This is a genomic window from Pedobacter sp. GW822-FHT03F06, from assembly GCF_058801365.1.
The window spans coordinates 305328-318609 of the sequence record NZ_JBXANE010000005.1 but is presented as its reverse complement, the minus strand read 5'-3'; the positions used below and the strand labels follow the sequence as shown (position 1 = coordinate 318609).

Below are 13282 nucleotides of genomic sequence, written 5' to 3'. Positions count from 1 at the left end.
ATTCGCAGAATACTTCTACATCAATTTCTTCAGCCACCTCAACAAACCCATTTTTGATGCATATGGAGGATAAATCATTTTGGTCAATCCCAACTTCGACTGAAAAACCACTGCCCTTTCATGCGAAAAGGTTTTGAAACCAAAAATACCATGACAGCTACCTATCCCACTATTGTTAACACCACCAAACGGCAAATTCGGATTACCGATATGGACCAGTACATCATTTACACAGGTTCCGCCGGCACTTGTTTCGGCGATAATTTTATTCTGGTTCTGTTTATTGCCTGAGAAAATATAAAGTGCCAGAGGCTTTTCTTTCCTGTTCACCAAATCAATTGCCTCCTGTAGATTGTTGTAAGTAATAACGGGCAAAATTGGCCCAAAAATTTCTTCCTGCATGATGCTGCTACCCTCGGCTACCGAAGTTAAAAGCGTTGGCGTAATGGTTAAATCTTTTTCGTCAGATTTTCCACCTAAGGCCAATATAGCTCCATCGCGAAGAGCTTCTTCAATCAATTTATTTAAGCGCAGGAACTGTTTTACATTGATGATTTTAGCATAATCATTTTTGTTAATTCCCACTTCATCAAAAAACATTTTTTTAACAGCTTTTTCATAATGCGCTACAAAATCGGCCAGCAAATTATCTTTAATCAGCACATAATCTGGCGCAATGCAAGTTTGTCCGGCATTTACCAATTTACCCCAGGCAATTTTTTCTGCGGCTTTTTGTAGGTCACAGGTTTCATCTATAATCGATGGCGATTTTCCACCAAGCTCTAAGGTAACTGAGCTCAGGTTTTTTGCCGCAGCTTCCATCACCACTTTACCGATTGCTGTACTTCCTGTAAAAAAGATATGGTCAAATGGGAGCTTCAACAATTCGGTAGAAACATCAACGTCACCTTCAAAACAGGCAATCTCTTTTTGGTCAAAATTATCTGAAATCAATTTACTGATCACACCCGCCGTTGCTCCGCTTAGTTCAGACGGCTTCAGGACTACACAATTGCCGGCCGCCATTGCAGAAATCAATGGGCTCATAATCAATTGCAAAGGATAATTCCATGGCGCAATAATCAGGCAAACACCTTTTGGTTCATAATAAATTTTATTGCTGGCAAAAAGATTGCTTATGGTTCTGCCCGCCGATTTTGGTTTCATCCAGCTACGCAGCTTTTTTATGGCATGGTCTATTTCTGCATAAGTAAAAAACAGCTCGGTTACTGCTGTTTCGAAACGGTTTTTGCTTAAGTCTCTTTCCAATGCAGCAAATATTTCTTCCTCGGCATTTTCTAGAGCTTGCTTAAGCTGCCTTAGTTTTCCGATGCGTGTTTTAGCATCTGTTTTGCGCAACACGAATTTGTGTTGCTGCTGTAAATCGAAAACTGATTTTATTTGCTCTTCCATAATTAACAAAGGCTCACAATTTTTACCATATAAGCAATTTAAGAAAATATAAGGTTGGAGAGGTGATATGAAAATTAAATGGCTAATCGAGTTAGCTAAATTTGTGCGTTAAATTTAGTTAAAATGCACTCATTTCATTAAAAATTCATTCATTTAAAGCATATTGCAGCAAATTTTAATATTCAAGATGAAAAGATTGTTTTTTGTTTTCGCATTCATAATTCCGATGGTTATACATGCCCAAACCCTAAAAACAGATGTATTGGTTATTGGTAGTGGCGATGCCGCCTATGCCGCATCTTTTCAATCGTTCAAATCTGGTGTTAAAACCATGCTGCTAACACAAAAGGAACAGCTTGATGTTAAGAAAGTTTCTGAGGGCAGACCTAAAACCGTGGAGGCTTTCTATCAGCGTTTCTTAAAAAGGGAAATCGAAAATGCAAAAAGCTTAGAAACCCCTAAACCAAAACCCGATAAAAAGAAACCTGTTAAAGTGACGGTTGACAGCACGTTGCTTCTGAATGTAATCAATAGTACTCCTTATACAGAAATCAAACGATCAGGCAGTGGTTGGGAAGTGAAACTCACTAAAGACAAAAGCATTAAAGCCAAGATTCTTGTACTGGCCGATAAACCAGATCAATTATTGGCTGCATTAAAAATCACTAGTCTAAATCCTGCGGTTTCAAGCCAATTAAATTATAATGAGAACCTGTATAGGACAACAGTAGCAAGTGTTTCGTCCAAAGGAGCCAATTTTTTATCCCTATACAATTTACTCATCCCGAACCAAGAAAACCTTTTATATATTTCTGCCGATCAGTTCGAAATTGGCCCTGCTGCAGGTGCAATCGCAGCCTATGCTGCATTTTTCGACACCAAAACCAGTTTGTCAAATTTAAAAAGGATCCAGGGTGAGTTATTAGCCTATAAACATACGTTAATGCCTTTTGAGGATGTAAAATCAATTGATTCTAACTGGCTGGCCATCCAAAAAATTGGTATAACGGGAATTATCAAAGCCGAAATAAAACAGGATAAAGCCTATTTTAATCCCGAGAAAGAAGTTACCTATGATGAAATTAAGCAGCCGATCAAAGATTATTATTACAAGGCTCAGATCTGGTTTGATGATCATCAGAATATCCCCATTAATTTAGAAAACACCATTGCGATGGTCTGTTATGTGGGCAATAAATCAGTTGAGGCAATCAAAACCGAACTGCAAAAAAAGTGGAACAAAAATTACAAGTTTACTTCTAAATACGAGCTTAAAAAAGTATTAACCAGGCGAGAATTTGCAGTAATCATCAACGAGTACCTAAAGCCTTTCGATGATGTGAATGTAGACAAAATGGGAGGAGTAATCCGCTAATTTTTTATCACGGAAACAGTGAGGAACACGGAATAGTTATGGTTAGAATTTCTGTGAATGCCGTGTTTCCGTGGCAGAACCTTTTTTCTACAGCTCGGGAGTTGTAACATTTCCATTTCCTGTTAAAATTAGCAAGTCCATTCCCTAAATTGCAGCCAAACCTAAAATTCATGAAGAAATATTTACTTTTCCTTTTGCTTTGCACAGGCGAATATGCTTTTGCACAACAATTAGCGCCTTTAACCGTCGAAAAGATCATGCGCGATCCAAAGTGGATGGGCGTTGCGCCAACTAATTTCCGTTGGACTGCGGATAGCAAAACCCTTTACTTCAACTGGAACCCTGAAAATAAAGCTAAAGAAGAATTATTTAAAGTTTCTGCAACAGCTACCAAGCCCATTAAAGCCGCAGAAAAGGAAGATGAAAAACTGTTAAGCTTAAACTACGCCTACAATGCAGACCGTTCTCTTGGGTTAATCGAAAAAAGCGGTGATATCTATCTCCAAAATTTCAAGAGCAACAAAGAAACACGATTAACCAGTACACAGGAGAGAGAAAACAGTCCGGTTTTTTTAACGAATGGAAATATTGTATACCAGTTGGGCGACAATCTTTTTGAAGTAAACCTAAAATCTGCCGAAACCAAACAATTAACCAATTTTGTTAAAGGTAAAAAAGCGGGAAGACAGGAAAACAAATCTGTTACCGAACAGGATAAATGGCTTAAGGCTCAACAAACAGAACTATTCGATATTATTAAAAAGAGAAATGCAGAAACCAGAAGTGGTGCCCGTGGTGGAAGGGGCCGTTCTGGCGCAACATCTGCCGATTCAAAACCATTAAAAGAGCTTTATACCGAAGATAAATTTTTAAATGGCGTAATCATTAGTCCAGATGGGCGTTTTATCACTTATAAGCTAACCACACCAGCGCAGAATAACCATAGTACTGTTGTTCCAAATTATATCACATCATCAGGTTATACCGAAGATATTCCGGGCAGAACAAAGGTCGGGGAAAATGAAAATATTTCGCAGGGCTTCATCTACGATACTCAAAAAGATTCTGTTTATGCCATTCAGACTGCTACCATTACAGGTATAAAAGATCTCCCCGATTACCTGAAGGATTACCCAAAAGAACTTGATACCTTAAAAAAGAAAAATGCCGATAGACCAGTAAATTTCTTTGGCCCGCTTTGGAACGATAACGGAAGTACAGCAGTTGTAGTTGCAACCTCAACGGATAATAAAGACCGCTGGATCTTAAAACTAGATGCATCAACAGGGAAGTTTTCTTTAATAGACCGTCAGCGCGATGAAGCCTGGATTGGTGGCCCTGGCATTAGTGGCTTTTACCAGGGCAACACCGGATGGATAGACAATAACCGCTTTTACTACCAGAGCGAAGCTACCGGATATTCACATCTTTATATGGCGAATGTTGCCACAGGGGATAAAAAACAACTAACATCTGGCAAATGGGAAGTGCAATCTGTTCAGCTCTCAAAAGATAGAAATACATTTTATCTTAAAACAAATAAGGAGCACCCAGGAATTACAAACCTCTTTAAAGTCAGTGCAAACGGTGGTGAGCTTGTTCAGATTACCACCATGAAAGGCTTAAATGATATCACCCTCTCTCCTGATGAGAAATACATCGCCATTAATTATTCCTTTATGGACAAACCTGGAGAGTTGTATCTTCAGCCAAATAAGGTTGGTGCCAAAGCCGAAAAAATTACCCAATCTACCTCTGCCGAATTTAATTCTTACAAGTGGCGCCAACCGGATATGGTAAGCTTTAAAAACCGCTATGGTGCCGCTGTGTATGCAAGGGTGTATAAATCCGATAATCCACATCCCAACCACCCTGCGGTAGTTTTTGTTCATGGCGCAGGTTATCTTCAAAACGTTCACTTTGGCTGGAGCACCTACTTCCGCGAGTTTATGTTCAATAATTTACTGGCCGATAACGGTTACACAGTAATCGATATCGATTATACCGGAAGTTCTGGTTATGGCCGCGATCACCGTACAGGCATTTACCGCCATATGGGTGGAAAAGATTTAACCGACCAGGTGGATGGTGTTAAGTTTTTAGTGGAGAAATATGGTGTTAATCCTCAGCACGTTGGTTTATATGGCGGCTCGTACGGCGGCTTTATTACTTTGATGGCGATGTTTAACCAGTCGGATGTTTTTGCCAGTGGGGCAGCTTTACGTTCGGTTACCGACTGGGCACATTATAATCATGGCTATACTTCCAACATTTTAAATGAACCGTTTAACGACCCGATTGCTTACAAAAGAAGCTCACCGATCTATTTCGCCGATAAGTTAAAGGGCAACCTCTTAATGGCGCACGGAATGGTTGATGTAAATGTTCATTTTCAGGATATTGTACGCATTAGTCAACGTTTTATAGAGCTGGGCAAAAACAATTGGGAGCTTGCCGTTTATCCGGTAGAAGACCACGGTTTTATCGAGCCTAGCAGCTGGACAGATGAATATAAAAGGATATTTAAACTGTATGAAAATACGTTGAAGAAGTAACCTCTACTTTTAGCCAGTTCATCATCTCGACTGGAGCGCAGCGGAATGGAGAGATCTGTGGATAGATTTCTCGACTGCGTTGCACTCCGCTCGAAATGACGACAACGAATGAAAAATAGAAATATGCTATAGTAAACAAATTAAATATAGTTTTCATCTATATCGTTATCAATAAATACAATTAACAATTAGTGAAACGGGGTTGATTGACACCTGTTTTAGCCTTACCTTTGCACTACAAAATTAAAGACAAAAAATTATGGCAATAGTAGGTAAAAAATTCCCGAGTGTAAGTATTGATGCAATGTCAGACATGGGTGATGACTTGAAAATCAATGTATTTGAAGAAGCTGTAAACAAAAATAGCAAAGTGTTATTATTCTGGTATCCAAAAGACTTTACTTTCGTTTGCCCTACAGAATTACACGCTTTCCAAGCTGCTTTACCTGAGTTTGAAAAAAGAAATACAATTGTAATTGGTGCATCTTGCGATACCAACGAAGTTCACTTTGCATGGTTAAACACACCAAAAGATAACGGCGGTATTGAAGGTGTTACTTATCCTATCTTAGCTGATACACACAGACAGTTATCTGGCATCTTAGATATTTTAGATCAAGAAGTTAACTACGATGAAGAAGGAAACGAATCTTTCTCAGGATCAAATGTTTCTTTCAGAGCCACTTATTTAATCGACGAAACTGGTAAAGTTTTCCACGAAAGTGTTAACGATATGCCATTAGGCAGAAACGTTAAAGAATATTTACGTTTAATCGATGCTTATGCTCACGTTCAAAAACATGGCGAAGTTTGTCCTGCAAACTGGGAAGAAGGAAAAGAAGCAATGAACGCGAACAGAACTGGCGTAGCTGAATATTTAGCCGCTAACTAATTAAACAAAACGTTATGTTTTTAGAATTAACAGAAGATAATCTTCAACAATATTTGGCCGATAACTCAAAGGTTATGGTTCAGTATGCTGCATCATGGTGCGGAAACTGCCGGATCATGAAGCCTAAGTTTAAAAAATTGGCTTCAGAAAATGAAGATGTAGCTTTCTTGATTGTTGATGCCGAAAAACTTCCAAACTCACGCAAATTTGCAAACGTTGATAATTTACCAACTTTTGCAGCTTTTGAAGGTGGTAGCTTGGTAGATCAGGTGCAAACCAACAAAGCAGAAGGTTTAATTGAACTATTTAACAAGATAAAGTAATGAAGATTCCGGTTATAAGACAATTATTTCAAAACACCACTCCGGCACAACTGGAGACAACTTTGGAGGTTTTAGAGGCTTTTTGCGAGTTTAGAGGGGTTAGCGAACACGAAGTTGATGTTGCGGGCGAAATGATTACCAATATCTGCGGTGCCCTAGAAGTACACCAGATGGTAAGCGAGGGTACCGCCGAAAAGGACGCATTAAATGCTTTCGGCCAAAAGGTAATGGGTTCGATTGATCGATAATCGTTTTAAAGCTTAATCTCGCTTTTATAATATAAAATCCCTCGTTGATGAAAAATCAGCGGGGGATTTTTGTTTAAGATATAATTCGTCATTGCGATGAGGCTTTTTCAGCCGAGGAAGCAATCTTTCCTTTTCTGAGCAAAACATTCCTTAATATCATTTTTTACGTTTTTTTGAAAGCAAGGTTCCGTTTTCCATCGGTTGATACAGCCCTGCTTTCCCTACTGCCTATAGAAAACCTGTGAGACAAGCAAGCATACCATAAGTAAATAAAAACAGATGCTTAAATCGGCATTGGTCCAATCAGGTTTAGCTGGCAGGATTTGTCATTCTGAACACCGTTACGAATCCACAACCTGAGAATTAGAAAATTAACATCAAACGGTGCTGGACATTCTTCGTACCACAGAATGACAAATTGGACATAAAAAAAGGTCTGTGAGGACACAGACCTTGGCGACATATTTTAAACCTTACATCAAAGAAAACAATTGCCAAAAAGCTAAAGTAAAACTTAAACAAAACCCAACTGTCGACATTGTTTTAAGTTTATTTCCTTTTCTTGTTTGAACAAAAAATATTCCTGAAATAACCAAAAATAGAATGGCAATACCAGTTAGCAATAAAGGATTTTGTAAAAACCCGGGAAATACCGAAAGGTAATTTTGCTTTATGACTTCAAAAGAACCGTTGTTATCCGTGGCACGAAACCACCAAATCATATCTACGATGAAAACGGCGAGTAAAAGCGTTGCTATAATAAATTTTGTTTTCAATTTCATTTTTATCTGTTTATATCAATATTAAATATAACTAATAATCAGCACAATAGAAAAAGTTAAATACCCTTTGTTCTAGAATATTTTTACTGACAGGCTGTACTTCGCAATGATAATAAGCCAAAACAAAAAGGTCTGTGCGGACACAGACCCTGGAAATATATTATAAACCTGTAAGGTTTTTGAAACCTTACAGGTTTGGCTTAATTAAGCTAAATTCCTTCCTGCATTTACAATACCAAATACCGTTCTTACCGCTAGCTTTTCTAAAGCGTGCTGGTCTTTCTCGTTCTGATCATGTTGCAGTTTCTCTAAAGCAAAATGCTGAATCAATACCAATGGTAAAATGATTTTTTCGCGAGTGGCGATTGATTTTTTATCTACAGGATAGTTAGCCATTAATGTTGGCTGTCCGGATAGTTTTAAAAGCATCTCCTTAGCTAATTCGAATTCGTTATGTAGTTGAGTCCAAAAAGCACCAAACTCCTTATCTGCGGCCAAATGCGCTGTAATGGTAAAGTCTGATTTGCTCATACTCATCATACAGTTATCTACAATCGTTTTCAGATAATCAGAATCCTGATAAACTTTAAGCACTTTATCCCAATTCCCGGCTTTTTCCTGATTTTTTAAAGCCGTTCCCATTCCATAGAAACCCGGAACATTCTGTTTCAGCATACTCCAGGCGGTAACAAAACTGATGGCCCTTAAATCTTCGAGCTTCATTTCGCCTCCTCCGTTTCTTTTAACCGGACGGCTACTAATGTTAGCTTGCGACAATAGTTTTAAAGGAGATAATTTCTCTAAATAACTCACAAACAATGGGTGCTCGCGCAAATCGACAAAAGCTTTATAACTTTCTTCAGCCATTTCATCAAGCAAGGTCTTATTTTCAGGATCTAACAGAATATTGTGTTTCTCTTTTAATCCAGAGGTTAATCCGGCGTTGATTAATTGCTCGATATTAAATTCTGCACTTTCTACCGAACCATATTGAGAACTGATGGTTTGCCCCTGAACGGTTAACTGCATGTTCTTGTTCGCAATTTCCTTACCCATAGAAGCATAAAAACGGTGTGTTTTACCTCCACCGCGTGCAGGCGGCCCACCACGGCCATCAAAAAACGCCAGCTGAATATTGTGTTTGGCAGAAACCGCAGATAATGATGTTTTTCCGTTAAAAATAGACCAGTTGGCCATTAAATAACCACCATCTTTGGTGCTGTCAGAATAACCAAGCATAATATCCTGTTTATTTCCACGGCTGGCTAAATGTGCTTTATAAAACGGATTGCTGTAAAGCGTATCCATAATTGCAGCTGCTCCCTTTAAATCGTTAACCGTTTCAAAAAGGGGTACAAAATCAATCGTTAACGATTCTTTACTCCAGCCATTCCAAAGAAAAAGCTCAATTAACTGCAAAATATCGCTTGCCTGTTGGCAATTACTGATAATAAAACGGTGACAAGCTTTTTCGCCATTACGTCTTTGAATGCCTTTAATTTCTTTGATTACTTCGATTGTATCTTTTGTCAAAGCATCGGGTTCACCGGCGTAAACAACCGTTGCCTCTTTAAAAGAGATTAAAGCTAATTTCTCTGCTTCGGATAGTTTATCATAATCGGCAGGATAAAGCGAAGAAATCGGCTTATTTGCGCGGCAATAAGCATGTACGTTTCTCAGGACACGGCTGTCCTGACGAATATCTAACGACGCAAAGTAGTTACCATATAAATCTATTTTACGGATCAGATCGTTAACCAGATCAACAAACAAACCTTCGTGTTCGGCTAACAGTGTTTCTTTAATTTTATTCAGGTTATCCCTTAGTTCATCAGAAATATCATGAAGCTCACAGGTCTGGTCGAAAGCATTCAGATACAGTACGTCGTGCAGTTTCGCGATATTTTCTTCAACCCCTCTAAAGGTGATGCGGCGTTTAATTACCCTGAAATCGCGGTAATAACAACGGAAAAGGATCTGGCGCAACATTTTAGAAACCTCCAAGGTGGTATCAGCATGAATGTTCGGATTTCCGTCTCTATCTCCCCCAGGCCAAAAACCCAGCTCTAAAATTTTCTTGGTCTCCAGGTTGTATTCATCAAGGTTCTGATCGATCTCTTCCTGAATATTTGCCGCAGCAAAATAAAATGTATTCTCTAAAAACCAGGCCAGGTTTAAGGCTTCATCAACAGGTGTTGGCGATTTTTTGTTAAAAAACGGCGTTTTACCCAATTGCTGCAACAAGGAGTTCATCGAAGTAAGGTCGTTATCACGAATGGCTTTTGTTAAATCGGTAATAATAGCCAATACACTCCCAGGATAAAACTGTGTTGGGTGTGCGGTTAAAACCAAACGAAGCGAAAGTTCGTCAATCAACTTCTCAATTTTTGATAACATTGGTTTGTTATCGGCATTCTTTTTTAAGATGAACGCCAATGTACTCTGCTCATCAGTGGTATTCAACTTGGTAAAAGAAGCATCTTCTACAGCATCAAAAAGCACCACCTGACGTTCGATATACTGGATAAACCGGAAAAGCAGGTCAACAATATCCTTAGGGTCGGTATAACTGGTATACTTGGCAAAAAATTCTTCGATAATCTGTGCAGGTTTTTCTCCGTTTGCAATGCCTTCTTCACAGCTCTTAAAAAACAGTGGAAGCAATGTTCCGGTATCTTTAATTTTGTAAAAAGGCAAGGTGAGAAATAAACTGTTAAATAGTTCGAATTTTGAGATTACCTCATTATTAAAAATAGATTCTCGTTGCGTAGTTAAACGAAGTTTAGGCATAGCTTATGCAATAGTTTTGTATACCGTAATACTACAAAAAATGCATAAGGTATTAAAATTCTAAGGCTTACAATTTGGAAAATTGTAGAATAAATTTTAATTTTAGAATCTTATTTGGCCACTATGTGGTTAAGTAAGAACATTTGCAATGTTTAAGGGCATTGCATTGATTGTTAATTTTTTGGGTTAAAACAGCCGATGTAATAAAATACACCGGCTGTTTTTGTTTTTTGCCATTTTTTATGGCATTTCTTTGCAAATATTAGTGCACATCAGCAGGAATGTTTGCATTTTTCTTAAACTTTTGAAGATAAAGTAGCGGAATGGAGAACAACATGATCAACCCTGCAACCCAATAGGCATCATCATAAGTAAGTAACATGGTTTGTTTTGTAACAATTCCTTCCATCGCTTTAGCCGCCATAATTTTGGCATCAAACAAAGTTTGTCCTTTTGCCATAAAGCCTTTAATCAAACCGTTAAAACGATCTACAAATGGTTGGTTATAATCGTTCACATTTGCCAATAAAACACTTCTGTGGAAACCAGAACGGACGTGAATTAACGTTGTTAAAGCTGCGATACCGAACGAACCGCCCAATTGGCGCATCATATTGTTCAAACCTGATCCCTGACCGATTTCTGGTCCTTTTAAATCCTGGATGGCAAGTGTTGTTAAAGGCACAAACAATAAGGCCATACCCACACCCCTGATGACCAGTGGCCAGAAGAAATCGCCAGTTCCTGATTGCAAAGTCGAATTGCTCAACATCCAACAGAAAATGAAGAAGGCCAACATCCCAAAGGTTGCCATAATCTGTGCCGGAACACCTTTTTTAAGCATAATGCCAATAAACGGCATCATTATAATGGTACATAAACCGCCCGGGAATAAGATTTCTCCTGTTTGCAAAGGCGAAAATCCTAACAAATTCTGACAGAATACCGGAAACACGAACACCGAACCATATAAACCAAACCCTAAAATAAATGAGGTAAACATCCCCACAGAGAAACTTCTGTGTCTCATAATTTTAAAATTCACAATCGGATGGTCGGTGGTCATTTCCCGCCATATAAATAACAGTAAGCCAAATACCGAGGTCACGGCCAATGCAGTAATATATGGAGTAGCAAACCAATCTTCGCTCTCGCCTTTTTCCAATAATGTTTGTAAACTACCTACTGCAATAGCCAATAATGCGATACCCCACCAATCGACAGGTTGCCCCTGCCCTGATTTCGGGGTTGCCCGAACAAAAGTGTACGTACAGTAGGCCGCGAGTATTCCGACGGGAATATTCACATAAAAGATCCATGGCCATGAACTGATTTCCAAAATATATCCACCAATGGTTGGCCCTACTGTTGGCCCAACTACTGCACCCAAACCAAATAAGGCGGTTGCAATACCCACATCTTCGCGTGGCCAGGTTTCGATTAAAATAGCTTGCGCTGTTGATATTAAACCACCTCCGGCCAATCCCTGAATAATCCTGAATAAAATAAGTTCATTCAATGATGTGGCGTTTCCGCACAAAAAGGAAACCAATGTAAAAACGATGATGGAGGTAAGAAAGTAATTTTTCCTGCCGAATCGGTTACCCAACCAGCCCGACATTGGCAACACGATAACATTCGCTACCGCGTAACCGGTAGAAAGCCAGGCCACATCCTCTAGGGTAGCGCCCAGGTTTCCCTGTATTTGTGGAATTGCCACGTTTACGATAGTCGTATCAATCAGCTCCAATAAAGAAGCCGTGATTACCGTAAACGTAATAATCCACTTTTTTAAACCTACTTCGGCCATTTTAAATATTATTTAGTAGATACTGATGCTTTAACGCTCATTCCTGGGCGTAACTTAGCCAACAGCTCTTTTGATGGATGAATTTTGATTTTTACCGGAACGCGTTGAACAACTTTAACGAAGTTACCTGTAGCATTATCAGGAGGTAATAGAGATCCTTTTGCACCAGTAATCGGAGAGAAATTATACACTTCACCTTCAATTTTTTCGTCTGGATAAGCATCAACTTCGATCTCTACTTTAGACCCTTCTTTAATTTTCTCCAATTGGGTTTCTTTAAAGTTTGCCGTTACATAAATGCTTCCGTCGTTCACGATAGAGAATAAAGATTGACCAGCCTGGACCAATTGCCCTTTTTGAACATTCTTTTTAGATACAATACCGGTTGCAGGGGCTTTGATATCGGTATATGATAATTGAAGCTTTGCAAAATCGATATCACTTTGGCGTTGACTGATTACATTGCTGCTCACTGCTAACTGTGATTGTGTAGTACCAACTTGTTTAACCGCAGCATTATATTGATCTTGCGCTGCACGATATGCTGCCAGAGCAGATTGTCTAGCCGCTTCGGCAGACTCCTTACTCGCTTTAGCCTGATCGAAAGCCTGTTGTGTGATTGAACCATCTTTCACCAGGTTTTCGTAACGATTATAATCTTTCTGCGCTAAATTTAATTTAACATTGGCAGCCTCAACATTTGATTTTGCAGCATCAACGTTTGCTTTTGCAGTTCCAGTGTTCGCCTGTGTAGCCACAATTTGCGATTCGGCAACACCAACACCCGCACTTGCACCTTTCTGACCAGATTCTGCCTGCTCTAATTTAACTTTATAGTCTTTATCGTCAAGCTTAACCAAAACCTGTCCTTCGGTTACATGTGTATTTTCTTCAAAATTAATTGCTGCAACATAACCGCCAACACGGGCAACAACAGGGCTGATATCGCCATCAATCTGAGCATCATCCGTATCTACGTGTTTGCTATAATAATTCCATTCTGTAATCCCGAAGATTATACCTATTACTAGTAAAACACCTAAAATGATGGGTACTACTATGTTCTTTTTTTTCTTTTCAGTTGTCATTGCTGT

The 13282-nt window shown here is 38.9% G+C and carries 10 protein-coding genes; 5 read left to right on the top strand and 5 right to left on the bottom strand.

The annotated features are described in order from the left end of the window. Positions 1–15: 15 nt before the first annotated feature. On the bottom strand, positions 16–1413 hold the full coding sequence (locus AC1RJ8_RS11030; RefSeq protein WP_492953854.1) for an aldehyde dehydrogenase family protein: 1398 nt from the start codon (positions 1411–1413) through the stop codon (positions 16–18). 187 nt (positions 1414–1600) lie between these two features. Between AC1RJ8_RS11030 and AC1RJ8_RS11025 the strand changes: the two genes are divergently transcribed. From AC1RJ8_RS11025 to AC1RJ8_RS11005, 5 genes are all read left to right on the top strand, one after another. Continuing rightward, the gene (locus AC1RJ8_RS11025; RefSeq protein WP_492953853.1) at positions 1601–2788 is read left to right on the top strand and encodes a hypothetical protein; all 1188 of its coding nucleotides are present in this window, start codon (positions 1601–1603) and stop codon (positions 2786–2788) included. 170 nt (positions 2789–2958) lie between these two features. Beyond that, complete coding sequence (locus tag AC1RJ8_RS11020; protein WP_492953852.1) at positions 2959–5343, top strand: S9 family peptidase; 2385 nt, start codon at positions 2959–2961, stop codon at positions 5341–5343. A 259-nt stretch (positions 5344–5602) separates the two neighbouring features. Then, complete coding sequence (locus AC1RJ8_RS11015) at positions 5603–6235, top strand: peroxiredoxin (RefSeq protein ID WP_025141704.1); 633 nt, start codon at positions 5603–5605, stop codon at positions 6233–6235. A 14-nt stretch (positions 6236–6249) separates the two neighbouring features. Beyond that, positions 6250–6558, top strand: a complete 309-nt coding sequence (locus tag AC1RJ8_RS11010) for a thioredoxin family protein (protein WP_025141703.1) — start codon at positions 6250–6252, stop codon at positions 6556–6558. Further along, positions 6558–6806, top strand: a complete 249-nt coding sequence (locus AC1RJ8_RS11005; protein WP_124558920.1) for a DUF6952 family protein — start codon at positions 6558–6560, stop codon at positions 6804–6806. The genes AC1RJ8_RS11010 and AC1RJ8_RS11005 overlap by 1 nt, the downstream gene beginning before the upstream one ends. Before the next feature lie 473 nt (positions 6807–7279). Here AC1RJ8_RS11005 and AC1RJ8_RS11000 read toward each other — a convergent pair whose 3' ends face one another. From AC1RJ8_RS11000 to AC1RJ8_RS10985, 4 genes are all read right to left on the bottom strand, one after another. After that, entirely contained in the window at positions 7280–7588 is a 309-nt protein-coding gene (locus tag AC1RJ8_RS11000) for a hypothetical protein (RefSeq protein WP_492953851.1), read from the bottom strand. 204 nt (positions 7589–7792) lie between these two features. After that, on the bottom strand, positions 7793–10378 hold the full coding sequence (locus AC1RJ8_RS10995) for a phosphoenolpyruvate carboxylase (RefSeq protein ID WP_492953850.1): 2586 nt from the start codon (positions 10376–10378) through the stop codon (positions 7793–7795). Positions 10379–10640: 262 nt separating this feature from the next. Then, positions 10641–12188 (bottom strand): DHA2 family efflux MFS transporter permease subunit, encoded by a 1548-nt coding sequence (locus tag AC1RJ8_RS10990; RefSeq protein WP_492953849.1) that lies wholly within the window; start codon positions 12186–12188, stop codon positions 10641–10643. 8 nt (positions 12189–12196) lie between these two features. Beyond that, positions 12197–13276 (bottom strand): HlyD family secretion protein, encoded by a 1080-nt coding sequence (locus tag AC1RJ8_RS10985; RefSeq protein ID WP_492953848.1) that lies wholly within the window; start codon positions 13274–13276, stop codon positions 12197–12199. Between the last annotated feature and the right edge of the window lie 6 nt (positions 13277–13282).